Source organism: Actinacidiphila alni (assembly GCF_900112845.1).
Lineage (GTDB): Bacteria > Actinomycetota > Actinomycetes > Streptomycetales > Streptomycetaceae > Actinacidiphila > Actinacidiphila alni.
In genome coordinates, this window is record NZ_FONG01000001.1 from 522,476 (window position 1) to 548,614 (window position 26,139).

General features: G+C 71.7%; 18 protein-coding genes and 1 pseudogene. 11 read left to right on the plus strand and 8 right to left on the minus strand.

Annotated elements, in window-relative coordinates:
• Nucleotides 1-137 precede the first annotated feature (137 nt).
• Together BM076_RS02170 and BM076_RS02175 are read right to left on the minus strand one after the other, a co-directional pair.
• Nucleotides 138-4,148, minus strand: a complete 4,011-nt coding sequence (locus BM076_RS02170) for a family 78 glycoside hydrolase catalytic domain (protein WP_143120501.1) — start codon at nt 4,146-4,148, stop codon at nt 138-140.
• 162 nt (nt 4,149-4,310) lie between these two features.
• Nucleotides 4,311-4,976 (minus strand): TetR/AcrR family transcriptional regulator, encoded by a 666-nt coding sequence (locus tag BM076_RS02175; protein WP_093711557.1) that lies wholly within the window; start codon nt 4,974-4,976, stop codon nt 4,311-4,313.
• An 86-nt stretch (nt 4,977-5,062) separates the two neighbouring features.
• Here BM076_RS02175 and BM076_RS02180 point away from each other — a divergent pair, with 86 nt between their 5' ends.
• A complete protein-coding gene (locus tag BM076_RS02180; protein WP_093711558.1) occupies nt 5,063-5,845 on the plus strand; it encodes an SDR family oxidoreductase in 783 nt (260 codons plus the stop codon).
• Between the two features lie 67 nt (nt 5,846-5,912).
• On the opposite strand, the gene BM076_RS02185 is transcribed toward BM076_RS02180, so the two are convergent.
• The gene (locus BM076_RS02185) at nt 5,913-6,911 is read right to left on the minus strand and encodes a L,D-transpeptidase (protein WP_093711559.1); all 999 of its coding nucleotides are present in this window, start codon (nt 6,909-6,911) and stop codon (nt 5,913-5,915) included.
• Between the two features lie 246 nt (nt 6,912-7,157).
• Between BM076_RS02185 and BM076_RS02190 the strand changes: the two genes are divergently transcribed.
• The 6 genes from BM076_RS02190 to acs all read left to right on the plus strand — a co-directional run bounded on the left by BM076_RS02190 (nt 7,158) and on the right by acs (nt 14,180).
• Complete coding sequence (locus tag BM076_RS02190; RefSeq protein ID WP_218160025.1) at nt 7,158-8,348, plus strand: sensor histidine kinase; 1,191 nt, start codon at nt 7,158-7,160, stop codon at nt 8,346-8,348.
• The gene (locus tag BM076_RS02195; RefSeq protein WP_093711561.1) at nt 8,345-9,154 is read left to right on the plus strand and encodes a LytR/AlgR family response regulator transcription factor; all 810 of its coding nucleotides are present in this window, start codon (nt 8,345-8,347) and stop codon (nt 9,152-9,154) included. Before BM076_RS02190 ends, BM076_RS02195 begins: the two co-directional genes overlap by 4 nt.
• On the plus strand, nt 9,151-9,597 hold the full coding sequence (locus BM076_RS02200) for a hypothetical protein (protein WP_143120502.1): 447 nt from the start codon (nt 9,151-9,153) through the stop codon (nt 9,595-9,597). Before BM076_RS02195 ends, BM076_RS02200 begins: the two co-directional genes overlap by 4 nt.
• On the plus strand, nt 9,594-11,378 hold the full coding sequence (locus tag BM076_RS02205; protein WP_093711562.1) for a sodium/solute symporter: 1,785 nt from the start codon (nt 9,594-9,596) through the stop codon (nt 11,376-11,378). The genes BM076_RS02200 and BM076_RS02205 overlap by 4 nt, the downstream gene beginning before the upstream one ends.
• Nucleotides 11,379-11,556: 178 nt before the next feature.
• Nucleotides 11,557-12,195 (plus strand): acetate uptake transporter, encoded by a 639-nt coding sequence (locus BM076_RS02210; protein ID WP_093711563.1) that lies wholly within the window; start codon nt 11,557-11,559, stop codon nt 12,193-12,195.
• Nucleotides 12,192-14,180 (plus strand): acetate--CoA ligase, encoded by a 1,989-nt coding sequence (gene acs / locus BM076_RS02215; RefSeq protein WP_093711564.1) that lies wholly within the window; start codon nt 12,192-12,194, stop codon nt 14,178-14,180. Before BM076_RS02210 ends, acs begins: the two co-directional genes overlap by 4 nt.
• Nucleotides 14,181-14,286: 106 nt before the next feature.
• Here acs and BM076_RS02220 read toward each other — a convergent pair whose 3' ends face one another.
• Both BM076_RS02220 and BM076_RS02225 read right to left on the minus strand, forming a co-directional pair.
• Complete coding sequence (locus BM076_RS02220) at nt 14,287-16,536, minus strand: alpha-L-rhamnosidase-related protein (protein ID WP_093711565.1); 2,250 nt, start codon at nt 16,534-16,536, stop codon at nt 14,287-14,289.
• 120 nt (nt 16,537-16,656) lie between these two features.
• Nucleotides 16,657-18,867 carry an alpha-L-rhamnosidase-related protein gene (locus BM076_RS02225; protein WP_093711566.1) on the minus strand — a complete coding sequence of 737 codons (2,211 nt, stop codon included), beginning with the start codon at nt 18,865-18,867 and terminating at the stop codon, nt 16,657-16,659.
• A 197-nt stretch (nt 18,868-19,064) separates the two neighbouring features.
• Here BM076_RS02225 and BM076_RS02230 point away from each other — a divergent pair, with 197 nt between their 5' ends.
• The 3 genes from BM076_RS02230 (at nt 19,065) to BM076_RS02240 (ending at nt 21,768) form a co-directional block, all read left to right on the plus strand.
• On the plus strand, nt 19,065-19,805 hold the full coding sequence (locus tag BM076_RS02230) for a class I SAM-dependent DNA methyltransferase (protein ID WP_093711567.1): 741 nt from the start codon (nt 19,065-19,067) through the stop codon (nt 19,803-19,805).
• A gap of 130 nt (nt 19,806-19,935) precedes the next feature.
• On the plus strand, nt 19,936-21,147 hold the full coding sequence (locus tag BM076_RS02235) for a helix-turn-helix domain-containing protein (protein ID WP_093711568.1): 1,212 nt from the start codon (nt 19,936-19,938) through the stop codon (nt 21,145-21,147).
• Nucleotides 21,148-21,330: 183 nt separating this feature from the next.
• The gene (locus tag BM076_RS02240) at nt 21,331-21,768 is read left to right on the plus strand and encodes an ATP-binding protein (protein WP_093711569.1); all 438 of its coding nucleotides are present in this window, start codon (nt 21,331-21,333) and stop codon (nt 21,766-21,768) included.
• Between the two features lie 200 nt (nt 21,769-21,968).
• Here BM076_RS02240 and BM076_RS02245 read toward each other — a convergent pair whose 3' ends face one another.
• From BM076_RS02245 to BM076_RS02255, 3 genes are read right to left on the minus strand one after another with little or no spacing between them, the layout of a single operon-like run.
• Complete coding sequence (locus BM076_RS02245; protein ID WP_093711570.1) at nt 21,969-22,832, minus strand: class I SAM-dependent methyltransferase; 864 nt, start codon at nt 22,830-22,832, stop codon at nt 21,969-21,971.
• Nucleotides 22,832-23,182: a VOC family protein gene (locus tag BM076_RS02250; protein ID WP_093711571.1), complete on the minus strand. Its 351-nt coding sequence runs from the start codon at nt 23,180-23,182 to the stop codon at nt 22,832-22,834. The genes BM076_RS02245 and BM076_RS02250 overlap by 1 nt, the downstream gene beginning before the upstream one ends.
• 1 nt (nt 23,183) lies before the next feature.
• A complete protein-coding gene (locus BM076_RS02255; protein WP_093711572.1) occupies nt 23,184-23,372 on the minus strand; it encodes a ribbon-helix-helix protein, CopG family in 189 nt (62 codons plus the stop codon).
• 291 nt (nt 23,373-23,663) lie between these two features.
• Here BM076_RS02255 and BM076_RS02260 point away from each other — a divergent pair.
• Nucleotides 23,664-26,000: pseudogene (locus tag BM076_RS02260) on the plus strand (GH92 family glycosyl hydrolase); the annotation flags it as partial.
• Nucleotides 26,001-26,139 lie beyond the last annotated feature (139 nt).

The following is a 26,139-nucleotide window of genomic DNA, read 5'->3' on the forward strand; positions in this document are numbered from 1 at the left end:
TGACAGCAGTGTCAAGCCGGAGGGCGGCCCGTCTGTTCCGCACCCTGTGGTCCGATCGGGTGCGAAGCGGCGGACCGCCCTCGGCGGACGCGCTCCTGATGCGGCGCGCCCGTGGTGCTACGGCGTCGGATCCACTGCTACGGCGTCAGCTCCACGATCCGGCTGAAGCTGTTCTGCGCCGCCGTCACCACCACCCGGACCTGTGTGGTGGTCACCGGTCCCGCGAAGGGGATCCAGCGGTACTGATCGGTGTTGCCCTTGATGTCGGCCCGCGTCACCCACTGACCGCCGTCCCAGGTCTGGACGGTGAAATCGGTCGGCACACCGTCGCTGTGCGAGGCGAAGCCCACCCCGTTCAGCGCGACCGGGTCCGGCGCGGTGACGGTGAGGGTGTCCGGGTACGCCGAGTCGGTGTCGTCGTTCCAGAAGGTGGTCAGATCACCGTCGACGGCATTGGACGCGGTGTACGTACGGGTCGCGCCGTCCACTACATTCGGCGCGTGCTCGCTGGACGCGGTCGCCTTGGTGCCCTGCGGCCAACTGCCGAGCACCAGCACGTCCACCGTGGCCTTCGCCGTCGTGCCGCCCGGAGCCTTGACGGTCACCGTGACCGGATACGTACCGCTCTTGGTGCCGCTCGGCGGGGTGACCTTGACGTTCGCCAGGGTCGCGGTCGCGGCCGGGGTCAGCGGGACGCCCGTCGGCGCCGCCGCGACGGTCCAGCCGGCCGGGACGTCGGCGCCGACCGTCGCCGTGGCGCCGGACGCGGTCGAGCGGCCCTCGATGACCGCGCCGATCGTCGTACCGTCGCTGCCGCCCGCCAGCGCCGGGGCGGGCGCGCCCGCGGAGACCGACAGCTGGGTGAAGGGTGTGCGCGGCGCGCGCACGGTGAAGGTGTAGTCACCGGAGCCCGCGGTCAGGGTGAGCGCCGAGTCGTCGGCGGTGCCCACGCTCAGCCCGGGGTCGCTCTGCCCGCGCCTGCCGCCCGCGAAGATCGTCCGGCCGCCCTCGGTGACCGTCGAGCCCTTGCCGCCCGGCAGCGGCACCTTCACCGTCGCCGTCGAACCGACCGGCACCACCGCGTGGTAGGTCAGCGTCGACCCCTTGCGCTGCCACGAGCTGACGACGGTGCCCCGCACCGTCTCCTGCCGCGCCGAGGCGTGCGTCAGATCGCCCACCACGCTCGGCGCCAGCGTGAAGGTGCGGTACGCCGCGCCCGCTGGCGAGGTGTCCGGCTGGATGCCGCCGAGCTGCTGGTAGTACCACTGGCCGATCGAACCGGCGAGACCGATGTGGTCCTTGGACGACGTGCCGTCCGCCGCCGAGGAGTTGGGCCACTTCTCCCAGATCGTGCCGGGGCCGTTGGTGACCATGTAGCCGAAGCTCGGGAAGTCCGTGCGCTCGGCGACCGCCAGCGCCACGTCGTTGCGGCCCGCCATGCCCAGCGCCTGGTAGACGAAGGACGTGCCGACGAAGCCGGTCGTGACGTGATTGTCGTGCTTGGCGATGTCCTGGACCAGCCGGTCGACGGTCTGCTGCCGGTGGCCGTCCGGGACCAGCCCGAGCACCAGCGGCATCGCGTACGCCAGTTGGGTGCCGGTGCTGTACACACCGGTGTCGGCGTTGAAGAACCGCTTGGTGAAGCCGGCCCCGATCTGCCGCGCCAGGTCGGTGTAGTGCGCGGCGTCCGCGGTGTCGCCCACCACGGCGGCCATCTTCGCCAGCAGCGTCGCGTCCAGGTAGTAGTAGCCGGTCTGGAAGAAGACGTGCGGGGTGCTGACCGACGCCACCCAGTCGTCGCCCCAGGAACCGGGCGCCCTGGTCACGACGTGATCGCTGTCGCTGATCGTGCCCAGGTAGTCCACCCAGGACTTGACCTGGGCGTAGTTGGCCCGCACCAGGCCCGGGTCGCCGTACTGCGTGTAGGAGTCCCAGACGATCTGCGGGTACGCCGAACCCCACGCGGGGTCGGTGAACCAGTCGTTGCTGCCCTGGGTGGGCGCGACCGAGGGCAGGCTGCCGTCGGCGTGCGCACTGGTCCTGATGGTCTGCGTCCACTGCGAGTAGAGCGCCTGCATGTCGAAGTTGCTCATCGCCTCGACGTCGGTGTCGCCCGCGTCGCCGAGCCAGCCGTGCTTCTCCCGGGTCGGGCAGTCCAGCGGAATCGACTGGAGGTCGTTCAACTGGGTCTGCACGACGGCGTCCTGAATGCTGTTCAGCAGGTCGTCGGACGTGTCGAACCGGCCGGTGGTGGCGACGTCGGAGTGCACCTCCTGCGCGGTGATCGTGAGCGTGGTGCCGTCGGGGACACCGGTGAGCTGCGCGTAACGGAAGCCGGAATAGTTGAAGTGCGGGGCGTACGTCTCGGTGCCGTGTCCCGCGAAGGTGTAGTGCTCGGTCTGCCGGACCGGATCGCCGGAGCCGAAGCTGATGTTGGCCGTGGTGACCTGGCCGTCGGGGGCGAGGATCTCGCCCTTCTTGATGTCCACCTCGGTGCCCGCGGGGGCGCTCGCGCGGATCGTCGCCCAGCCGACGATGTTCGTGCCGAAGTCGTAGACCTGCGAACCCGCCACCGGACGGGTGACCTTGACCGGCTTCAGGGTCCTGGTGATCCGGGTCGGCGGTGTGGTGTCGGCCTGGAGCCGGGTGATCCCGCCGTAGACGGTCGCCGGGTGTGCGCCGTACACGCCGAGTTCGGCGAGCCGGAAGCTGCACCCCGAGCCGTTGCAGTACAGCTTGGTGGCCGTGACCCGCAGATAACGGGCCGTCACCGAGGCCGGGATGCTGACCACTTGGGTGCCAGGGTTGGGCTGGTCGGCGTCGGTGCGGTCCACGATCGTGGTGGCGGTGGCGAAGTCCGGGTCGTCGCTGGCCTGGACGCGGTAGCGCACCGGGAAACCGGCGCCGGGCAGATCGCCCGCCGTGTCATTGGTCGGCCGGGCCGGGAACAGCCGCACCGACGAGATCGGCTGGTCGGAACCCAGGTCCACCTGCGCCCACTTGGTGCTGTCCGCGCTCTGCGCGATCGCCGAGTGGTAGCCCTGCGAGGCGTCCGTCGAGCCGTCCACGCCGTCGGTCAGCGCGGCCGGCGACCAGCCGCAGCAGGACGTGGTGTCCAGCGTGGTCACCGGCTTGCCCTGGGCCAGGCTCTGCGGGTGCGACGCGGCGGCGACCGCGATCACCGGCTTCCACCCGCTGTCGTCGAAACGCGCGGTGTCCCAGCCGGTCACCGCCTCGCGGGCGTCGTAGGTCTCACCGAGGTAGAAGTCGTCGCCGGTCACCGGACCCGCGGTCGTACGCCAGTCCTGCCCGGTGCCGAAGGCGGCCGATGTGCCGTCGGCGTAGGTGACGTCGAGCTGCGCCACGAAGGTCGGCTGCCCGGAGAACTGACCCTTGCCCGCCATGAAGGCGACCGCGTTGCGGCCGCGCACCAGGTCCTTGGTGACGTCGAAACCGCGGTAGAGCACGCGCTTGGTGTAGTCGGTGACGGTGGAGTTGAGCACCTGGTCCGGTTCGACGACCCGGCCGTTGACATGCGGCTCCACGATGCCCTGCGCGCCGAAGTACAGCCGGGCGCGGGTCACCTGCTTGGGCAGGTCGATGTCACCGCGGACGAGGGCGCCGTCGGCGACCCGCAGCCAGGACGCGTCCCAGTCCGCCGGGTCGAACAGCGCGGTGTCGAAGTGCGCGGGCGCCGACCAGTTCGAGCGGTCGCCCGCCCGGTCCCAGGTGCGCACCCGCCATGTGTACGTCGTGTCGCTCGCCAGCGCGGGACCGCCATAAGAACGATTCACCGACTCCGCCGAGCGAACCCGCCCCGAATCCCACACCCGATGCGCGTGACCGCCCCTGCCCGCGGCCGCCGCCTCGACGACCACCTGATAGGCCGTCTGCGCCTCCGACCGGCCCGAGTCGTTCACCACCCATGACAGCGTGGGCCGCTGACTGTCCACCAGCACGTCCGAAGGATGCCCGTCCACCTGCAACGACGTGGGTGCCAGTGCGTGACTGCGCGGCGCCGACGCCTGGGCCGGAACCGCCGCGCCGACCGCGGGCATCAGCGCGCCGACGGCCACCGTCACGGCGAACAGCGCCGTACGGCGCCCGGGGCCAACACCCTTGCGCGGGGCCCGAGTCGGCCGCCTCACAAGGCTCTCCCATGATGAGATCGAAACGTTTCAAGATGCATGGGTAGATTCATACGGCGTGTTACGGGCTCACGACAAGGTGTGCGACAGCGATTTCTGCGCGGGCCCGGTGGCGGGGTGCCGGCGCGCCGGCGCTTGTGCGCCGCGCGGCGGCGGGCGCGATCAGCCGCCGGAGTCCGCCGGGGCGCCGCGGACCAGGGCGCGGCTCGCCGCCGTCGCGAGATCCGCGGTGCCGTCGATCCCCTCGCGGCTGCCGACGCGGCTGAAGAGGCCGCCGGAGTGCAGAGTGGCGTAGCCGTGGGCGGCCGTCACGTGCTGTTCCAGCAGGGTCAGCGCCGCCTGCGGGCTGTCGGTGCCGAGGCCGGTGCCGAGCGCCTGCCGGGCCAGGTCGAGCAGCAGGTCCATCAGCGCGCGGCCCGCCTCGGCGAGGTCGCGGTCCTGGAGCGGCTCCAGGTCGCGCGCGAAGATCACGTCGAAGCCGGCGCCGCGGGCGCCGACGAAGCGCACATACGCCCCGGCGGTCGCGGCGAAGCGTTCGACCGGATCGGGTCCGGCGTCCTGTGCGGCCTGCCGCAGCCGTCCGGCCAGCTCGCCCGCCGCCCGCGCCGCGACCGCCGCCATCAGATGGTCGCGGTCGGGGAAGTGCCGGTAGGGCGCCGCGGTGCTCACCCCGAGCCTGCGGGCGACCTGGGCGACCGAGAAGGCGGCGGGGCCCGACTCGGCCAGCAGATCGAAGCTTGTCTCGATCAGCGCCGCCCGCAATTCGCCGTGGTGGTAGCGGCGGCCCCGGCCGCCGCCCGAGGGCTCCGGCCGTGGGTGCTCCGGCATGGGCCGCCTCCTGACGCGCTGGACGTGATAGCCCTCTTACCGTACCGTGGTGATAGCCCTCTTACATTGACAGGAACGGAAAAGCCATGCCGGAAATCAAGGACACCGAGCGAACCGGCCCCGACGCCATCGCCGACACCGCCGTCGCCGGACCCGACGCCATCGAGGGAAAAGTCGTCGTCATCACCGGGGCCAGCAGCGGAATCGGCGAGGCCACCGCGCTGCTGCTCGCCGGACGCGGCGCGAAAGTCGTCCTCGGCGCCCGCGGCGCGGAGAAACTCGCGGATCTCGCGGCGCGTATCGAAAAAGCGGGCGGCGAGGTCGCCCACCGCGTCACCGACGTGCGCGAACGCGCCGATGTCGCGGCGCTCGTCGGCCTGGCGACGACACGCTTCGGACGGCTCGACGTCATGGTGAGCAATGCCGGGGTGATGCCGATCTCGCTCCTGGACGAGCTGCGCGTCGAGGACTGGGAGGACATGATCGACGTGAATGTGAAAGGCGTGCTCTACGGCATCGCCGCCGCGCTGCCGGTCTTCCGTGCGCAGGGCTCCGGCCATTTCGTGCACACCGCGTCCACGGCCGCGCACCGTATCGTGCCCCGGCAGTCCGTCTATTCGGGCACCAAAATGGCCGTCCGCGCCATTTCCGAAGGGCTGCGCCAGGAAGCGGGGGACAAGCTGCGGGTGACGGTGATCTCACCCGGGATGACGCTCACCAATGCCGAGGTGCGCGCCTACGTCGCCGCCGCGGGCGTGGACGGGGCGATGCCGCCGGCGGCCGTCGCCCGCGCGATCGCCTTCGCGATCGAGCAGCCGGCCGGGGTCGACGTCGGTGAGATCGTCGTCCGCCCGACCGCGCAGAGCTGACCGGGCGGACCGGGGCGGATCGATTCCGCCGGCCGGCCCGGCCGTCCCTGCGCGGTACCGGAAGGGATCAGGCGGTCGCCGTCGTGATCTGACCGCTGCCGCTGTTCTGCAGCCACTGCGACCAGGACAGATTGAAGTCGGCGTAGCCGTTGTCACCGGCGGCCTTGCCGCGCGGGGAGCCGGTGATGGTCACGGGGTCGCCCTGCTTGACGAAGTTGTAGTACCACTTGGCGTCCGCCAGCGACAGGTGCACGCAGCCGTGCGAGCCGACGCTGTGGCCCGGGTACGGGTCGCCGTCCGAGTAGTGGATGTACGTGCCCGAATTCGTCAGGTGCACGTCCCACGGCAGCGTCAGGTCGTAGTAGTCCTTGTCCTTCTTGTCGCAGCTGATCCCGACACTGCACGAGGTCATGTGGACCTTGGCGGCCTTGTCGATGACGGCCATCGTGCCGTCCCAGGACGGCCAGTCGGAGCTGCCCGCGTCGATCGGCAGCGTCTTGACCACCTTGCCGTTGTGCGTGACCTTCATGCTGTGGCCCGGCACCGAGACCGTCGTCTCGTTGTCGTCGCCGATGGTGAAGGCGTGGTGGTAGCCGTGCGTGCCGTACCGGCCGTTGCCGTTGGGCACATCGGTCATCTCGGCGTCGACCGTGACCTGCGTACCGGGCTTCCAGTACGTCTCGGGCCGGAAGTCGACCCGGGTGCTGCTGAACCAGTGCCAGGCGCCGGTGGTCGGCACCGACGTGGCGATCTTGATGTGCTTCTCGATGTTGGCCCGGGCCGAGGTCGCCACCGGGTCGGTGAAGATCACCGAGACCGGCATGGCCACCCCGACCGTGCTCTTGTCCATCGGGGTGATCGTGTTGAGCAGCATCGGCGGACCCTTGGGGGTCGGCTTCGTCGGTGAGGGCTTCGCGCTCGGCTGCACCGACGCCGAGGCCGACGGCTTTCCGTCGCCGGCCGACGACGCGGCGTCATGGCCGTCGTGGCCACCGCACGCGCTCGTGCCCACGAGTATCGCGCCGGCCGCCAGCGAGATGCCCAAGCTGCCCCTGAACCGCGTCATCACCCTGCTCCGCTCATATCCCTGAACACCGACTGCGTCCTGACGGACAACCGTGTCCTGTTCCCAACCTACGTCCACTACAGACCCCTGCCCGACCACGGCGGTTGCAGGCCCCGCGTAAAGCGCGGGCCAAGCCTGGGCCCGGGGCGGGGAAGCGGGGCAGGGAGTGGAGGGTGTGCGAAAGGGTCGCGGAAGCTTCCGAAATCTTCCGACAGCACCTGTCTCGGGCCGCCGCGCGTCGCGATAATGCCAGGCATGGGGTCGGTGATCACCGTGGTGTCGGTCGCGCTGGTGGTCGCGGGCGCCGCGGCGGCACTGTTCTGGCTGGTCCGCGGGCGCCGGGGCTTCGGCACCCCCGCCGACCGGGCCGCCTACGCCACCCTGCACTCCGCGTCGCTCGCCGCGCCCCCGCTGCGCGACGGCCTCGACCCGGAATCCGCCCGCCGCGCGGCCCGCCACCTGCGGGAGCTGCTCGGCACCCCCGCGCTGGCCGTGATCGGCGACGGCGAACTGCTGGCCTGGGAGGGACCGGGCCGCAGGCACGCGGCGCAGGCGGTGGCGCACGCCAAGGACGCGACGGACGCCGGGCGGCCCTGGGTGGTGCCCGCCGAGGAGATCCACTGCGGTGACGACCGCTGCCCGGTCCGCAGCGCCGTCGTCGTCCCGCTGATGGTGGACGGGCTCGTCGTCGGCGCGCTGTCGGTGTACGCGCGCCAGGTCTCCGCCGGTCTGGTCAGGGCCGCCGGCGAAGTCGCGCACTGGATGATCTCGCAGCTCGAACTCGCCGAGCTGGACCGCTCCCGCACCCGGATGATCGAGGCCGAACTGCGGGCGCTGCGCGCCCAGATCTCCCCGCACTTCGTCTACAACTCGCTCACCGCCATCGCCTCCTTCGTCCGCACCGACCCCGACCAGGCCCGCGAACTGCTGCTGGAATTCGCCGAACTGACCCGCTACAGCCTGCGCAGGCACGGCCAGTTCAGCACGCTCGCCGAGGAGTTGCGCTCGGTCGACCGCTATCTGCGCCTGGAACGGGCCCGGTTCGGCGCCCGGCTGCGCGTCGACCTGCTGATCGCGCCCGAAGTGCTGCCGGTCGCCGTGCCGTTCCTCTGCCTCCAGCCGATCGTCGAGAACGCCGTGCGCCACGGGCTCGGCCCCAAGCAGACGCCCGGCCGCATCACCATCAGGGCCGAGGACACCGGCGCCGAGTGCCGGATCAGTGTGGAGGACGACGGGGTGGGCATGGACCCGGAGGACGTCAGGATGCGGCTCGCCGGAGAGGACGACGGCGACTCGCTGGGCCTGGGCAATGTCGACGAACGGCTGCGCGCGGTGTTCGGCGACGAGTACGGCCTGGTCGTGGAGACCGCACCGGGCGCCGGGACGAAGGTCAACGTCCGGGTGCCCAAGTACCGGAACGGAGTGCGCGCATCGTGAAGCCGCTGCAAGTCCTGGCCGTCGACGACGAACCGCCCGCCCTGGAGGACCTGACGTATCTGCTGCGCGGCGACCGGCGGGTGGGCCGGGTGCTCGCGGCGGGCAGCAGCGACGAGGCGCTGCGGCTGCTGGAGGACGGTTCGGTCGAGGCCGTCTTCCTCGACATCCGCATGCCGGGCCTGGACGGCCTGGACCTGGTGCGGGTACTCGGCCGCTTCGCCCGCCCGCCCGCCGTCGTCTTCGTCACCGCCTACGAGGACTTCGCCGTGGACGCCTTCGCCCTCAAAGCCTGCGACTACCTCCTCAAACCGGTCGGCCGCGAGCGGCTGGCCGAGGCGGTGCGGCGGGTGGCCGCGGTCATCGAGGGCGGTGCGCCCGCGACCGCCGCGGGCCCGGCGGTCGGCTTCGGCGCGGGCACGCCCCTGCCGGCCGGACCGGCGCCGGCGGGCCTGTCCGCCGAACGCATCCCGGTCGACCTCGGCGGTGTCACCCGCTTCATCCGCCGCGAGGACGTGGCGTACGCCGAGGCGCAGGGCGACTACGTACGGCTGCACGCCGGCGGGCACACCCCGCTGGTCCGGATCGCGCTCGCGGTACTGGAGGACCGCTGGGCCGCGCACGGCTTCCTGCGCATCCACCGCGGCTATCTGGTCTCGCTGCGCCATGTCGAGGAGCTGCGCTCGGGCGCCGGGCACTGGACGGTCCGGGTCGCGGGCCGCGAACTCCCGGTCAGCCGGCGCCACTCCAGGGAGCTGCGGGACCTGCTGACACAGTGGTCGCCCGCACCGGGCGGGGAGCCGTCATGAGTAGTACGCAGCCGCCGCGCCGGATCGCCGTCACCGCGCCGCGCCGCAACCGCACCGGCGGCTGGTCCGCGCGGGCCCGCGCCGAGGACCTGCACGCGCAGCCTCGGCTCGGCCAGGTCTACGTCCGCTCCCTGGTCAGGGACCAACTGCGGCTGTCGCTCGGTGTGTTGACCGTACTGACGGTGGTGCTCGGCGGGCTGCCCGCCGCCTTCGCGCTCGCGCCCGGGCTGCGCACCGTGGACGTCCTCGGGGTCCGCCTGGCCTGGTTGCTGCTGGGCGTCGTCGCCTATCCGCTGCTGGTGGGCGCGGCCTGGTTCCACGTACGGTACGCCGAGCGCGTCGAGCGGGACTTCACCGAACTGCTCAACGCCCCAGGGTCCGGGGCGGGTCCGGCCCACGACGGGACCGCGACGGGCGACGCCCCGGGCCCGGGGGCCGGATGAATCCGGCGCTCGGCTTCACCGCCCTCGCCGTCGTCCTCGTGGCGACCGTCGCGGTCGGGGTGTACGGCCTGCGGCTGTCCCGGGCCACCTCGGACTTCTACGTCGCCTCCCGGGAGGTCTCCCCGCTGTGGAACGCCTCGGCGATCGGCGGCGAATACCTGTCGGCGGCCTCCTTCCTCGGCGTCGCGGGCCTGCTCATGGCGTACGGCGTCGACATGCTCGCCTACCCGGTCGGCTACACCGCCGGATATCTGGTCCTGCTGCTGCTCGTCGCCGCCCCCCTGCGCCGCTCCGGCGCCTACACGCTCCCGGACTTCGCGGAGGAGCGGCTCGGCTCCACCGCCGTACGGAAAGTGGCGAGCGTCTTCGTCGCCGTCATCGCCTGGCTGTACCTCGTCCCGCAGTTGCAGGGCGCGGGCCTCACCCTGGAGACGGTGACCGGCGCGCCGCGCTGGGCCGGCGCCGTGGTCGTGGCCGCGGCCGTCACCGGGGTCTCGGCGGCGGGCGGCATGCGCAGCGTCACCCTCGTCCAGGGCTTCCACTTCTGGCTGAAGCTCACGGCCATCGCCGTGCCCGCCGTCTTCCTCGTCCTGGCGTGGCGCTCGGCGGGCACACCCTCGCTCACCGCACCCGACGTGCCGCGCTTCCCCCGTACCACCGCCGTCGACATCGACCAGCGTGTCACCTTCGACGTCACGGCGCCCGTCACGATCACCGTCAGCGGCGGCCTCGACGGCACCTCGTACGGCATGGAGCACGCGCCCGGCGGCGGCCAACGGCTCGTGCGCGTACGGCTGGTGGCCGGTGCGCACACTGCGGCGGCGGGCAGCACGCTGACCTTCCCCGAAGGGGTGCCCGTACCGCACAAGGCAGGCACGGAGCCGGCCACCGGGGCGAGGTGGGCCAGCCCGCTGTCCGGCGCGGGCGGGCGGGGGCACCCGCTGTACGCGGTCTACTCCGTCCTGCTTGCCACTTTCCTCGGCACGATGGGACTGCCGCACGTCCTCGTCCGCTTCTACACCAACCCCGACGGGCGGGCCGCCCGCCGCACCACCCTGCTCGTCCTCATCCTGCTCAGCGGCTTCTACCTGCTGCCGCCGGTCTACGGGGCGCTCGGCCGGATCTTCGCGCCCCAACTGCTGCTCACCGGGCAGACCGACACCGCGGTGCTGGTGCTGCCGCAGATCACGCAAGGCGGCGAGGCCGGGCGGCTGCTGGGCGCACTGGCCACCGCGGGCGCCTTCGCGGCCTTCGTGTCCACCGCCTCCGGGCTGACCGTGTCGGTGGCCGGGGTCGTCTCACAGGACCTGCTGCGCGGCTCGACCCGGGGTTTTCGCTGGGCGTCGCTGGCCGCGGCCGTACCGCCGCTGGTGATGACGGTCGCCACCCCCGGACTGCCGGTGGCCGACGCCATCGGCCTGGCTTTCGCCGTCGCCGCGTCCTCCTTCTGCCCACTGCTGGTGCTCGGCATCTGGTGGCGCGGTCTGACCGATCTGGGCGCGCTGCTCGGCCTGGTCGCCGGGGGCGGCCTCGCGGCCGTCGCGGTGGTGCTCACCAGTGTGCGCGGCACCGGCGGCGGCTGGAGCGCCGCGCTGCTCGAACAGCCCGCCGCCTGGACGGTGCCGATCGCCTTCGCGGTCATGGTCACCGGCTCGCTGCTGACCCGCGGGCGCATCTCGGCCGCGGCCGTGGACCGCGTCATGCTGCGGATGCACCTGCCGGAAGAGGTCGGCGCCCAGCCGGAACCCGGCCGCCCGGGCGTCCCCGTTCACCGCGTCTGACGGACCGTTCGGCGTACCGCCGGGACCGTCCGCCGCCCCGACCCGACCGCTGGGCGACGCCCGGTGCACGGCGCTGGCCGCTTGTCGGCGCCCTTCCTAGCGTGGATGCGGGCCCCGGACGGCCCACAGGGCAGGCCGTCCGCCCGCCGCTGTTCCTCGACGAGGAGGGATCCCTCTGATGAGCACCCCCGCCACGACCGACCGGCCGGCACCGGACACCACCGCGGACCCCGGGCCGCTCGGCCTCGCCGGATTCGCCGCCACCACCTTCGTCCTCAGTTCCTTCAACGCACACCTGATCGACCAGAATCTGCTCACGGTGGTACTGCCGCTCGCGCTGTTCTACGGAGGGCTCGTCCAACTCCTCGCCGGAATGTGGGAGTTCAAGAAGGGCAACACCTTCGGCGCCACCGCCTTCGGCTCCTACGGCGCCTTCTGGCTGTCCTACGCCGCCTATGTGAAATTCGTCGTCGGCGACCTCCCGCCGGACACCGCCAACCAGGCCACCGGCCTCTACCTGCTGATCTGGGCGATCTTCACCGTCTACATGACGGTCGCCGCCCTGCGCACCAACGCGGCGCTCTTCGCGGTCTTCGTGGCCCTGTCGGCGACCTTCATCGTGCTGACCGTCGCCGAGTTCGACACCAGCGTCGGCATCACCAAGGTCGGCGGCTGGCTCGGCCTGGTGACCGCGGTCCTCGCCTGGTACGCCTCCTTCGCCGTCGTCGCCAACAGCACCTGGAAGCGCGCCGTCGTCCCGGTCTTCCCGCTGATCGGCGCCCGCCGGGCCGGGCCGGTGGAAGAGGCCCACTCATGAGCGAGGAGACCCTCTCCAATCTGCTCAGAGAGGAGCGGCGCTTCCCGCCCCCGCCCGAACTGGCCGCGCACGCCAATGTCACCGCCGCCGCGTACGAGGAGGCCGCGGCCGACCCCGAGGCGTTCTGGGCCGCGGCGGCGCACCGGCTGGACTGGGCGCGGCCGTGGACCCAGGTGCGCGACTGGAGCGGGGCGCCCTTCGCCCGCTGGTTCACCGGCGGCCGGCTCAATGTGGCCGACAACTGCGTGGACCGGCACGTAAGGGCCGGGCTCGGCGACCGCGTCGCCTTCCACTGGGAGGGCGAGCCCGGCGACACCCGCACCCTCACCTACGCCGATCTGAAGGACCAGGTCTGCCGCGCCGCCAACGCCCTGCTGTCCCTGGGCGTTCAGGCGGGCGACCGGGTCGCGCTGTACATGCCGATGATCCCCGAGACGGTCGTGGCGATGCTCGCCTGCGCCCGGATCGGCGCCCCGCACACCGTGGTCTTCGGCGGCTTCTCCGCCGACGCGCTGCGCGGCCGGATCCTGGACTGCGACGCGCGCGTGGTGGTCACCGCGGACGGCGGCTACCGCAAGGGCGCCCCTTCCGCGCTCAAGCCCGCCGTGGACGAGGCGCTCGAGGGTTGCCCCGACGTCCGCAGCGTGCTGGTGGTCCGCCGTACGGGACAGGACGTCGGCTGGACCGAGGGCCGGGACGTGTGGTGGCACGACCTGGTGGACGCGCAGGACCCCGCGCACGAGGCCGAGGCGTTCGACAGCGAGCACCCGCTCTACATCATGTACACCTCGGGCACCACGGCCCGGCCCAAGGGCATCCTGCACACCACCGGCGGCTACCTCACCCAGGCCGCCTGGACGCACTGGGCGGTCTTCGACGTCAAACCCGACCAGGACGTGTACTGGACGGCCGCCGACATCGGCTGGGTCACCGGCCACTCGTACATCGTCTACGGCCCGCTCGCCAACGGCGTCACCTCGGTGCTCTACGAGGGCACCCCCGACACCCCGCACCAGGGCCGCTGGTGGGAGATCGTCGAGAAGTACAACGTGACGACCCTGTACTGCGCGCCCACCGCGATCCGCACCTTCATGAAGTGGGGCGACACGATCCCCGGCCAGTACGACCTGACGTCGCTGCGGCTGCTCGGCTCGGTCGGCGAGCCGATCAACCCCGAGGCGTGGATGTGGTACCGGCACGCCATCGGCGGCGACCGCTGCCCGGTGGTCGACACCTGGTGGCAGACCGAGACCGGCGCCCAGATGATCAGCCCGCTGCCCGGCGTCAGCACCTGCAAGCCGGGCTCCGCGCTGCGGCCGCTGCCCGGTATCGCGGCGGAGGTCGTGGACGACACCGGCCGCCCGGTGCCCAACGGCTCCGGCGGCTATCTGGTGCTGACCCAGCCGTGGCCCGGCATGCTGCGCACCATCTGGGGCGACGAGCAGCGCTACATCGACACCTACTGGTCGCGCTTCCCCGGCTGGTACTTCGCGGGCGACGGCGCCAAGAAGGACGAGGACGGCGACATCTGGCTGCTCGGCCGGGTCGACGACGTGATGAACGTGTCCGGGCACCGGATCTCCACCACCGAGGTGGAGTCCGCGCTGGTCTCCCACCCGCTGGTCGCCGAGGCCGCCGTGGTCGGCGCCACCGACGCGACGACGGGCCAGGGCATCGTCGCCTTCGTGATCCTGCGTGCCGAGGGCGAGAAGGCCGCCGAGGAGGCGGGCGGCGACGACGTGGCCCGGCAACTGCGGGCGCACGTCAGCAAGGAGATCGGGCCGATCGCCCGGCCCCGGCAGATCCTGGTCGTCGCGGAGCTGCCCAAGACCCGCTCCGGCAAGATCATGCGCCGGCTGCTGCGGGACATCGCGGAGCACCGCGACCTCGGCGATGTGACGACGCTGACCGACTCCACGGTGATGGACACCATCCGCGAACGGCTGCCCGGCGGATCCGCGGGCGGCGGGACGGAGGAGGAGTAACGGCGGACCCGTACGTACACGGCCTGACGAAGGCGAACGGCCCGCGAGCGGTCTCCCCACCGCTCGCGGGCCGTTCGGCGTGTCCGTGGCGTCCTCCTCGCCGGTGCTACCGCCTGTGGGTGGCCAGCGTGTGGTGCCCCGCGCCCACCCCGCTCACGTACACGTACCGTCCGTCACCGCTGACGCGGGCGTGGCCGACCGCCTTCGTGCCGTCCCAGACCGTCCGCCCGTCGAGGGTGACCCGCACCTTCGCGCCGCCGGTCGGCACCGCGAGCCGTCCCGTGGTGCCGCGCGGCGCGTCGGTGCTCAGCGTGAAGCCGCGGCCGTCGACCCGCCACGACGCGCCGATCGCCCCGTGCGGGGTCGGCACCTTGCCCTGCGCCCACGTGAGGTCGCCGGGCGTCGGCACGATGTCGTACGAGGAGAAGCCGGCGCCGGTCGGCGTGACACCCAGGACCTGATTGGTCAGGCTGACCGTCGGGCCCGACGCCCAGCCGTGCGCGAGGCTGGTGAACTGCGAAATGCCCGGCTGCCCCTGGAGGTTGGCCTTCTCCCAGAAGGTGCCGCCCGGGTCCTGCGCCAACTGGTAGCCCCAGAAGGTCCGGATCAGATCCAGGCCGCCGGTCTGCTGCGCACCGCTCGCGTCGGCCAGGCCCAGCCGCGCGCTCGCCTCGAAGCCGCTGGGCAGCGGCTCGTAGAAGGGCGAGATCGAGGCGTTGGGCGTGCTCGGCGCCACGGTCAGCGCGCCGTAGGTGCTCCAACTGGTCCTGCGCAGATAGTCCATCGCGCTGCTCGCCCGCCGCTGGTCGGCGACGCCGGTGAGGGCCGCCGCCGCGTTGGCGTCCTGCGGATAGGCGTTCGGGATCTCCCGCGACAGCCGGTACGCGCCGACCGCCGGGTCCCACAGCTGCTCGTTGATCGCGTCCTTGACCGCGGTCGCGCGCGTGGCGTAAGTGCCGGCGGCGGAGCCGTCGTGCCGGGCGGTCGCCATCGCCGCCATCTCCTGGAGATTGCGCGCGTACAGCGCGTTGACATACGTCTCGTGCCCGCAGTCGCTGTAGCCGTAGTGCCCGCAGGAGTTGACGGCGCCGAAGGAGATCAGACCCTGCGGGTCCTGGGCGCGCACCGACTCCAGCCACGCGGTGGCCTTCGTCAGCGCGGGCCACCACCGGTCGAGATAACCGCGGTCACCGGTGTAGAGCCAGTGCTGGTACTGGTTGTAGACGAACCACGTCACGTACTCGCCGTAGGTGCGGATCTCGTCCTGATTGTGCGGGCCGACCAGGCTCTCGCCCGGCATGTAGCCGTCCGGCAGCTGCTGCGCCGCCAGCGAGGACAGCGAATTGTCCACCGCGTCCGTGTCGTTGGTGCTGAGGTAGGTCACCGGGGCCTGTACGGCGAGGTCGCCCTGCCACACGATGCGGTCGCGCTTGGCGCCGTCGAAGATGACCTCCTTCGTCGGATCGGCGTACGGCACCTGGCTGTCCGCGTGATCGCCCTCGCCCGCCGCGTACGGCCAGCTCTTGGCGGTGTCCGACATCCAGGTGTCGAGCTGCACGGTGTAGGCGCCCGCGTACCAGATCTTGTTCAACTCGTCGTCGCTGGACAGGAACCAGCCCTGGTACGCGGCCGGTGACGCCTGCTTCGGCGCCGCGTCGAACGCCACCGACACCGCGCCGAGGTCCACCCAGCCGGGGCCGTCGAGGAAGATCGTCGCGTAGCGGAATCCGCCGCGCAGCTGACCGTCCGTCAGGGTCGCGGGCAGCTTCGCCGTGTCGAGGCTGATGGTGTGGCTGTCGGCGTCATAGGTGTACGGCTGGCCCGGGTAGCCGTTCCAGATGTTGGCGGTGTCGCAGCCCGGTGCCTGGGCGGCCTCGCCGTTGTTGTCGCCGGGGTCGGTGGCCGCGTACTGCTGCGACTCGCTGAAGCACACGTGCAGTCGGGGCGGCGTCTTGGACGCGCCCGCCACTTTGATGCTGATCCGGCCGCCGACGTCCTTGCCGAAGTCCAGGGCCAGCAGCGGTGATTGGGTGCGGTCGCCGGTACTGACCAGCCGGACCGACCGGTGCCCCTTGCCGAGCACGGCCTTGGGGTCGCCCTGGATCGACCCGCCGCGCGCGGTCGCCGACAGCACGCGCGCCGGCGTCACCGTATGACCGGTGGGGGCCAGGACGTACGGCCGCCAGTCGCCGGGCCGGGGCGTGTAGCCGTCCTGCGTCCAGGGATTGCCGGCCGTGCGGTGCGAGGTCGGCTGCGCGTCGGCGCCGAAGGCCGAGCCGGGCAGCAGACCCAGCATGACGGTCCCGGCCGCGACGGCCGCCGCCGTGGCGCGGCGTTTGCGGACGTGAATGGGCATGCGTCGAACCTTTCTGTTTCCCTCGCGGGGGAGCGGACGCTGCGATCCGCGATGGCGGTGTGGGCGCGGCGCACGGTGTCCCGGGGGGTGCACCGTGCGCCGCGGATGCCGCTCGGTGCGTCAGTGGCGGCGCACGGACACCTTGCGGGTGCCGGCCTGCACACCGGTGATCCGTACGTAGCCGCCGGAGAAGGTCACCCCGGAGCGCCGGGCCGACCGCTGCCAGACCACACGGCCGTCGAGGCGGACGACTTGGCCGTGCGGATCCGCCACCGGGACGGCGATCTCGTCCACGGCGCCGGAGGGCGCCTTCACCGTGAGGTCGAAGTCGCCGCCGCCCCGCTGCTGCCACGAGGCGCCGATCACACCCTTGGCGGTGGTCAACTGCCCCTGCGCGAACCGCTGTTCACCAGGGTGCGGCTCCACTCGGTGGCCGCTACCCGTGTCGCCGCTCGGGGCGATGCCCAGGAAGCGGTAGGTCAGCGCCGAGGTCGGCCCGGTCGACCAGCCGTGCGCGGCGCTCATGTACGAGCCGGAGTAGTCCGAGGTGCCGTCGGTGCGGTAGCCCTCCCAGAACGTACTCGCCGTCCCCGTGGGCGCGTTGAGCATGTAGCCCCACTCGCGGCGGATCAGTTCCAGCGCCGTCGCGTCCTGCCCGGCCGCGAAGTGCGCGTGCACCTCCATGCCGCCGGGGAAGGGGTGCACCGAGGAGGCGGTCTTCTCCGGGGTGAGCGCGCCGACCGCCGTCCACCGCCAGGCCAGCGCCCGGCTGATGGCCGCCGCCCGGTCCGCGGAGTCCGTCAGACCGAACCACACCGCCAGCGCGTTGCCGTCCTGCGGATACAGCGAGGCGCCGCCGCCGGACGGCTTGTCCCGGTACAGGCCCATCGCCTCGTCCCAGTAACCGCCGCTTTCTATCGCGGACTTGAGCTTCGCGGCGCGCGCCGTCCAGTCGTCCGCGGACGCGTCGTCGTCGAGCGTCCCGGCCAGGCCGGCCGCGGTCACCAGCGCCCGGTACATGATCGCGTTGGCCTCCAGATTCTTGCCGTCGGAGTCCCCGCGCGCCCAGTCCGCCGAACCCGTCACACTGAGCAGCCCGTCGGCGGCGTCGATCTTCCCGACGATGTACGCGACCGCCTTCTTGAAACCGTCGTACGCCGTCCGCGCCCACGCCGTGTCACCGCTGAGCTGCACATAGCTCGCCGTGCCGATGAGCGTCCACAGGTGGTAGGCGTCCGAGTTGCCGATGAAGTTCACGGCCGGACCGGCGTACGGCAGCGCGCCGTTGCCCGCCTGGTGGTTGTAGAGGGTCTGGAGCGAATTGCGCACGGTCACCAGGTCGCCGAGCGACACGTAGTCGGTGAGCACCGAGATGCCGAGGTCGCCGGGCCACACCGTACGGTCCCGCTTGGCGCCGTCCACCAGCACGGTGTCACCGACCTCGCCGACCTTGGCGCTGTTGTCCCAGCCGAGGTCCGGCGGGCCCCACACCCGGCCCTGGTCGGCGGCGATGATGTTGGTCTGCACGGTGTAGGCGCCCGCGTACCAGACCCGGGTGAGCAGGTCGTCGTCGCAGTGGAAGTAGTTCGGGTACGCCGACAGGTCCGCGGCGTTGGGCGCGAAGGTGATCCGCACCGAGACATCGGTGAGGTCCACCGCGCCGCCGGACTCGTTGACCACCGTCAAGTAGCGGAAGCCGCCGCGCAGTTGGGACGCCGGGTGGGCCGTCGCCGTCGGCCCGGCGCCGGCCGTGGGCGTGTCCTTGTCCGTGCTGATCCGGCCGCCGGGCGTCACCGCGTACTGCACGGCGGGCTCGTTGTTGCTGCCACCGTTGGAGCCGTCGCTCGACGAGGCGCTGACGAAGTTGGACAGTTCGGCGTACGTCAGGCCGATCGTCTGATTCGTTTCACCGTCCCGGCCGAAGCTGAGAGTGACGAAACCGCCGACCTCCTTGCCGAAGTCGAAGGTCACCGAGGACCCCTTGCCGGTGATCCGGGTGGCCTTCGCCGCCCCGTGCCCCTTGCCCACCAGCGCCTCGGGATCGCGCACCGTGCCGGTCAGCGTGTAGACCGCCACGGGCCGCACCGTACGGGACGCGGGCGACAGATTGAACGCGTCCCAAGCGCCCGACGGCGCCTTTCCGCCCGGCCGCGCCGCCGGCACCGACGCGCCCGCAGGCACCGCCGGCGCCCCGTCCGGCCCGGCGCCAGCCCCCGGCTCCGCGGCGACCGCCCGGCCGCCGCCCACCTCCGTCGCGGCGACGAACGCCGCCGCCAGACCCGTCGTGACGAGTACGCGCCGTGTCGGTCCCTGCACTTCGTTGTGCGGCATGGCTCTCCTGAGTGAATCGTTTCAAAAACGCGGACAAGAAGACCCCCACTGATCCTCCTGGGCCGCCGAGCACACTACGGCGCCCTTTCGCCGCCCGTCCATACCCGTGCGCGCACTTGTGCGGCGGCCCGCGCCCGTCGCCGGGGCGGCGGAAATTGCGTCGACGCGGCGACAGGCGCGGGGCAGAGTGGCCGCCCATGACCAGCAGCGAGCTGTGGACCCGTGCCAACGCCGAGCGCTACGACGCCGAGGAGGCCGAGAATTCCTCCGCCGAGGCGCTGGGCCCGACCCTCGACTTCCTCGCGGACCTCGCCGGTGACGGCCGCGCGCTGGAGTTCGCGATCGGCACCGGACGCGTGGGCGTCCCCTTGCGGGAACGCGGCGTGCCGGTCGCCGGGATCGAGTTGTCCGAACCCATGGCGGCGGTCCTGCGGCGCAAAGTGGACGAGGCGACGCTGCCCGTGACCATCGGCGACATGGCCACCACCGTCGTGCCCGGCGAATTCAGCCTGGTCTATCTCGTCTACAACACCATCTCCAACCTGCTGACGCAGGACGAACAGGTCAAGTGCTTCCGTAACGCCGCCCGCCATCTGGCACCCGGCGGCCGGTTCGTCATCGAGCTGGGCGTGCCGCCGCTCCGCTCCCTGCCGCCCGGACAGAGCGCCGTGCCCTTCGACGTCTCCGAACGGCATCTCGGCTTCGACACCTTCGACCTCGCCGAACAGATCCTCGTCTCGCACCACTTCACCCGCGAGGGCGACGACGGCCACTACCGCCGCGACAACTCCCGCCACCGCTACGCCTGGCCGGCCGAACTGGACCTGATGGCCCGCATCGCCGGCCTCACCCTGGAGCGACGCGTCGCCGATTGGACGGGGGCGCCCTTCGGCCAGGACTCACCCAAACACATCTCCGTCTGGCGCAAACCGGTGTGACGCGGCCCGAGCCTTGCCGTCATGCGGTGGGTGAGGTCTTCGTCAGGGGCGCGGGAAACTGCGCGCTCAGCGCACGCCTGGCCCCCTGACACCACCAGGGGGCAGCGGGGCCAGGGCGTACCGTGAGGGCGTGGCAAGCGAAGATCTGGGACGTACGCTCCGGCGCCTGCGCCGTCTGGCCGATCTCACGCAGGAGGAACTGGCGGAGCGTTCGGACGTGTCCGTCGACGTCATCCGACAGCTTGAACAGCGGCGGAAGCATTCGGCGCGGCTCCCCACGCTGCACGCGTTGGCGAACGGTCTGGGCGTGGAGCTGACGACGCTTCTCGGTGATCCGCCGGCGGTCGCCTCGGGGGAGAGCGACGGGCCCCGTTTCGTCGCCGTCCGCCGTGCGATCGTGCCCGTGCTCTGGGGGTCGCCGCAGCAGCCCGTCGGCCCGGACTTTTCGCTGAGCGGGCTGCGTGATCGGATCGCGGACGCGTGGACGCAGTATCACGAGGCTGAGTTCGACACAGTGATGAAGTCGCTTCCCGACCTGATCTCGGAAGCGCGTTCCGCCTCGGTGTCCGGCAGCTCGGACGACCGGGAAGCCGGGTTCGCCGCCTTGGCCAAGGCGCTGCAACTCGGCGGGCACGTCGCGGTCCGCATGGGCAAGACCGACCTCGCCCTGACAAGCCTGGAACGCGCGATAGGGGCCGCGGAGAAGTCCTCCGATCGACTGCTCGTGCCCATGATCGTCAACTCGACGGCGTGGACCTATCAGCGCCAGGGCCGCCTGGAGGACGCGCTGGCCATCGCACTGCGTGCCGCCGCCGACATGAAGGAGGCGGGTCGTACGGGCACGGCCGACGGGCTCAAGGTGTGGGGCGGGCTGATCATGAGCGCCGCCACGTCCGCTGCCCGGAGCGGGGATTACGAGCAGGCGGCAGTGATGATGGAGACGGCCGAGGCGGAGGCGAGCCGCGTCTCCAAGCTGCCGGTCGGCAGTGACAACCGCATGATCAGCGTCTTCAGCCCGTCCTCGGTCCGTATCGAACGCGTCCGCCTGGCCGTCCAGTACGGGCATTCCGCGGAAGCCCTGGCCCTGGCCAAGGGCATGCGACTGTCGAAGGACACGCCACCGTCATGGCGTACGTGGCTGCTTCTCGATGTGGCTCGGGCGCACTCGGACGTCGGGGACGCCCCCGGGGCCGTCAAGACGCTTGAGTCGCTGCGCCGTGTCGCGCCGACGTGGATGCAGCACCACACCCTGGCGGTGGCCATCGTGCGGGATCTGTGGGCGCTCCCCAATCACCCGCCGGGCCTGCGGTCGTTGGCGGAGTTCCTTGGCGTCGCGGATTAGCGTCCCGAAAGTAGGACGCTGCGTCACTGTCGCAGCACATAGCGCTCCGTAATCCTGGCCGGGAGGACCCCGTTCCGCCGTCGCGGCACCGGGGTACGGCCGACACCCGCGCAGGAGCGCCGACATGACAGAACCCGAACACCACGCACCTACGTCCTCGGAGACCGCAGGGTGACCGCCCGTATGTCGGCAGCCGTGGCCGAAGAGCCTTCTTCTGTTGTCGTGAGGATGTGGCCGCACGGTCCCCGTTCGGTGGGCAGGGCACGGCGATTACTGGTCCACCACCTTGCCGCCTGGGACCTGGCCCACCTCACGGACACCGCCGAACTGATCGTCTCGGAACTGGTGACCAACAGTGTCAACCACGCGCGTGAGCCTCGTGGACGCCTGATCGCCACGCGCTTCGAGCGCGTGGACAGCGGCGTACGCATCGAGGTGCACGACGCCAACGACCACAAGCCGGAACGCCGGGAGGCGCTGTCCGACGAAGAGTCCGGACGCGGCTTGGCCCTGGTCGATGCCCTCACCGATGGACGCTGGGGTGTGAGCGACCGCCCTGGCGTCGGGAAACTCGTCTGGGCCGTGTGCGCCGGGGGCGGCGTCGAAGAGGTGTCGGGGTGAGCGTGTGGACGGTCCTACGGCCACGGGGGAGGCGCGGCTACTGCGAGCACATCGCGAGGCGGGGCTGTTGGGCGGGGCGCCTGGTGTGCGCGGGTGTCAGCGTCGCCTGAGCCCACTCGACGGGGGCTCGCTCCGGCCGATGCCGGCGCTCACCTCGCTGGGGTGGGCCCCGGCTGCGGCGTAAGAGCCGGACCGGGCAGTCACACCCCCGCCACCAGCAACTCCTCTCCGCTCGACGTCCGCAACCCGTCCGTCCGCCCCGCGAAATAGCGCTCGTTGAGGGCCGTCGCCGAGACGTGGTGGGCGTCGGGGAAGCCGGCGGTGCGGGCGAGGGTGAGGGCCTCGGCGGGGGAGTAGAAGGTGATGAAGGGCGTGCCGGAGGCGCGGGCGCCGCGTTCGGCGGCGGCGCGGACGGCGCGTTCGGCCGGGGGGAGGAGGCCCAGTGGGGGCTGGAAGGTCATGACGACGGTGGAGCCGGGGGCGAGGGCGGACAGGGTGCGGAGGGTGGCCGCGTTGGCCTCGTGGGTGAGGTACATGCTGACGCCTGCCGAGGCCACGACCGCGGGCCGGGCCGGGTCGAAACCGGCCGCCACGAGCCGGTCCCACCAGGAGTCCGCGCCCTCGAAGTCGACCGGGACGAACGTCGGGCGGCCGGGGGCGTCGAGGCCGAGGTCGGCCAGCCGCCGCCGCTTCCACTCCTGGGGCTCCGGCCGGTCGACCTCGAACACCCGCAGCCGGTCGGCGAGATCGGGCCTGCGCTGCGCGAAGGTGTCCAGGCCGGCGCCGAGCAGCACGTACTGCCCGACCCCCGCGGCCAGCCGTTCCAGGACCAGGTCCTCGATGAAGCGGGCCCGGGCCAGGACGCCCGCGCGGTAGCGGCTGGTGCCGTCCGGGTCCATGTCGCCGCGCTGCCGCCAGCCGTCCTCCGGGTCGGCCAGCCGCAGGCCGATCCCGTCCTCCAGGACGTGCGGCGGCGGATCGCTGAGCAGGTGGACGGCCCGCCACAGGGCGACCCGTACGGCCGTGCTGTCGGGCGCACCCGTCCCAAGGTCCGGGCCATCCATCACGCGCCCCCGAGCGGGGCTTGCAGGCTCCACAGCCGCCCGTCCGGATCACGCACCGTCATCTCACGCGTCCCGAAGTGCGTCTCCGTGAAGGGCTCGACGACCTCCACACCCGCGGCCGCGCGGAAGGCGTCGCCGTCGGGCACCTTCAGCACCAGGCGTGGCTCCCGCAACTCCTGTCCCTCCGGCACCTCGGCGATGAAGAGGGACGGGCCCACGGCGTTGCGCAATTGGCCCGAATGATGATCCGTGGCGAAGTCCAGTTCATAGCCGAGCCCTTGAAAGAATGTGGCCGCCTTGCCCCAATTGTGGGTTTCCAGGAATACGGCCTCGATGCCTTCCGTCGCCATCTCACGTCTCCTTGTCGCTCGTCCGTCGCCGCGCCCCGCGCGGCTCCTCCGGCTCGTCGAGATACGCGCGCAGCGCGTCGGCCACGAGGGCCGACAGTGACCGCTCCGTCTCGATCGCACGGTGCTTGACCTGCTTGATCAGCCCGATCGGCAGGTACACGTTGAACTGCTTGACGTCATCGTCTGCCACGCCGCCAATGCTAGCAATCTAGCGGGCTAGGTCACGCGGAAGCCGCGGCGACGCGCGCGGAGCGCCACGCCGCCGCGGGGCGTTTTCAAGTGATTGACCAATGAATGCCCGCCATTGGTGCGAAACGCACCCTGTCAACGATCCGTCAGCGCTGCACCATTGACGCCGGGGTGGGTTCGGGACAAGATTCCTGAACGTCTCACCGGCATGCCCCCGTGCCGCCCCTCACCTGCATCCCAGGTGTGCTCTGACAACGTTGTCAAAGGAGTAGAGGACACAATGACTCCACGGATGCCGCGGCTGCGCTCCGCGGCGGTCGCGGCGCTCACCGCACTCCTCGCGGCAGGGGCGGCGACGCTGCCCGCGCAGAGCGCGCACGCCGCCGGCGGCTCCGCCGCGTCGGCGGACGGCGACCTGACCCACCTGGTCAACCCGTTCATCGGCACGCAGAACGACGGGAACACGTATCCCGGCGCCGCCGTGCCGTTCGGCATGGTCCAGCTCTCCCCGGACACCGGCCACAACACGGGCTACGACTACAACCAGGACCACATCCGCGGCTTCAGCTCCGTGCACCTGTCGGGTGTCGGCTGCGGGCTCGGCGGCGACCTGCCCGTCCTGCCCACCACCGGCGCGATCACCAGCACCGACGACGCCGCCTACGCCGCGCAGTTCAGCCACGCCGACGAGACCGCGTCGCCCGGCTACTACAAGGTGAAGCTCGGCACCGGCATCACCGCCGAGCTGACCGCGACCACCCGCACCGGCTGGCAGCGCTACACCTTCCCGGCGACCGACCAGGCGAACGTGCTGCTCAACTCCGGGCAGGCGCTGCACCAGATCACCAGCAGCAAGGTGACCGTGATCGACGACCGTACGGTGCTGACCACCATCACCGGCCGCGGCTTCTGCCAGGACACCCAGCCGTACACGGTGTACACGCAGACCCGCTTCGACCGGCCCTTCACCTCCTTCGGCACCTGGAACGGCAGCACCGTGACCGCGGGCAGCCGTACCTCCACCTCCACCGGGCTCGGCGGCGCCTACGCGCGCTTCGACACCACCAAGGACCAGCAGGTCACCGCAGTGACCTCGCTGTCGTGGGTGGGCCCGGACGGCGCCGCGAAGAATCTGGCCGCCGAGGGCGGCGGCACCTTCGACCACGCGGCCGCCGCCGCGCGGCAGGCATGGCAGCAACGGCTCGGCCAGATCCGGGTGCAGGGCGGCACCGACGAGCAGCAGCGCACCTTCTACTCCTCGCTCTACCGCTCCTTCCTCGCCCCGAACGTCGGCAGCGACGTGGACGGCCGCTACACCGGCTGGGACGACAAGGTGCACCCGGCGAACGGCATCACGTACTACCAGAACTGGTCGCTGTGGGACACCTACCGCACCCAGCAGCAACTGCTGTCGTTGCTGGCGCCCGCGGAGTCCCGGGACATGGCGCTGTCGCTGCTGCGCGTCGCCGACGAGAGCGGGCAGCTGCCGCGCTGGGGCTACGCGACCGCCGAGACCAACATCATGACCGGCGACCCGGTCACCCCGTTCCTGGTGGACGCCTACCGGCAGGGGCTGCTCAAGGGCCATGAGGAAGAGGCGTACCGGGCGCTGAAGAAGCACGTGGACACCGTGCCGCCCGCCTCCTCGCCCGCCGCCGGCCGGCAGGCCGACGTCGAGTACCTGGCGAACGGCTATGTGCCGTACGACCCGGCCAGGCCCGGCAAGCCCGGCGACAACGACTACCAGCACGGCCCGTCCGCCACGCTGGAGTACGCGCTGGCCGACGCCGCCGTCGGCGGGATGGCGCAGTCGCTCGGCCACGGCGCCGACGCCCGCCGCTATCTGGCCCGCGGCCAGAACTACCGCAGCATCCTCGACCCGAGCACCGGCTTCTTCCGCGCCCGGGACAACGACGGCGCCTTCGTCGGCCCGGACGACCCGGCCGCGAGCGTCGGCTTCCACGAGGGCACGTCCTGGCAGTACATGTGGCTGGTGCCGCAGGACGTGCCGGGCCTGGTCGGCCTGATCGGCGGCACCGACACCGCCAACACCCGCCTGGACTCCTTCTTCGCGTACGACCAGCTGCTCAAGGACCCGGCCGGGACCGCCCGCGACGTCTGGGTCAACGGCCCCTACTCGTACTACAACCAGGACAAGTACAACCCGCAGAACGAGCCGGACCTCAGCGCGCCCTACACGTACCTGTCCACCGGACAGCCGTGGAAGACCACCGACGTGGTGCACGCCGCGCTGACCCTGTTCACCAACGCGCCCAACGGCGTCACCGGCAACGACGACCTCGGCACCATGTCGTCCTGGCAGGTGCTCTCCGCGATCGGCATCTACCCGACGACGCCCGGCACCGACCTGTGGGGCCTGTCCACGCCGATCTTCGACAAGGTCGACCTCACCCTCGACCGGCACTACTACCCGCGCGGAAAGCTCAGCATCACCGCGCCCGGCAGCAGCGACACCGACCGCTACATCCAGTCCGCGCGGCTCGGCGGCAAGAAGCTGCGCACGACGTACATCAGCACCGCCGACATCCGGGCGGGCAAGGACCTCGCCCTCACCGTCGGCTCCACGCCGTCGGACTGGGGCACCGGCAAGCACGACGGACCGCCCGCGCCCGACCACGTCTACCCGACCGTGCGGCACACCGCCGCCTCGGTCTCCCCGGCCGCGCCCGGCGTCCTGACCGGCAGCGAGGGCACGACGCTGGACGTCTCGGCGATCCTCACCGCGCCCGGCAAGGCGTACGGCACGG

What these genes read in the sequence shown, in the direction of transcription:
- BM076_RS02220 (WP_093711565.1), bottom strand. Translation starts at nt 16,536, where the DNA reads ATGCCCATTCACGTCCGCAAACGCCGCGCCACGGCGGCGGCCGTCGCG.
- BM076_RS02225 (WP_093711566.1), bottom strand. Translation starts at nt 18,867, where the DNA reads ATGCCGCACAACGAAGTGCAGGGACCGACACGGCGCGTACTCGTCACG.
- acs (WP_093711564.1), top strand. Translation starts at nt 12,192, where the DNA reads ATGAGCGAGGAGACCCTCTCCAATCTGCTCAGAGAGGAGCGGCGCTTC.
- BM076_RS02240 (WP_093711569.1), top strand. Translation starts at nt 21,331, where the DNA reads ATGTCGGCAGCCGTGGCCGAAGAGCCTTCTTCTGTTGTCGTGAGGATG.
- BM076_RS02190 (WP_218160025.1), top strand. Translation starts at nt 7,158, where the DNA reads ATGCCAGGCATGGGGTCGGTGATCACCGTGGTGTCGGTCGCGCTGGTG.
- BM076_RS02230 (WP_093711567.1), top strand. Translation starts at nt 19,065, where the DNA reads ATGACCAGCAGCGAGCTGTGGACCCGTGCCAACGCCGAGCGCTACGAC.
- BM076_RS02185 (WP_093711559.1), bottom strand. Translation starts at nt 6,911, where the DNA reads ATGACGCGGTTCAGGGGCAGCTTGGGCATCTCGCTGGCGGCCGGCGCG.
- BM076_RS02250 (WP_093711571.1), bottom strand. Translation starts at nt 23,182, where the DNA reads ATGGCGACGGAAGGCATCGAGGCCGTATTCCTGGAAACCCACAATTGG.
- BM076_RS02180 (WP_093711558.1), top strand. Translation starts at nt 5,063, where the DNA reads ATGCCGGAAATCAAGGACACCGAGCGAACCGGCCCCGACGCCATCGCC.
- BM076_RS02210 (WP_093711563.1), top strand. Translation starts at nt 11,557, where the DNA reads ATGAGCACCCCCGCCACGACCGACCGGCCGGCACCGGACACCACCGCG.
- BM076_RS02200 (WP_143120502.1), top strand. Translation starts at nt 9,151, where the DNA reads ATGAGTAGTACGCAGCCGCCGCGCCGGATCGCCGTCACCGCGCCGCGC.
- BM076_RS02245 (WP_093711570.1), bottom strand. Translation starts at nt 22,832, where the DNA reads ATGGATGGCCCGGACCTTGGGACGGGTGCGCCCGACAGCACGGCCGTA.
- BM076_RS02175 (WP_093711557.1), bottom strand. Translation starts at nt 4,976, where the DNA reads ATGCCGGAGCACCCACGGCCGGAGCCCTCGGGCGGCGGCCGGGGCCGC.
- BM076_RS02205 (WP_093711562.1), top strand. Translation starts at nt 9,594, where the DNA reads ATGAATCCGGCGCTCGGCTTCACCGCCCTCGCCGTCGTCCTCGTGGCG.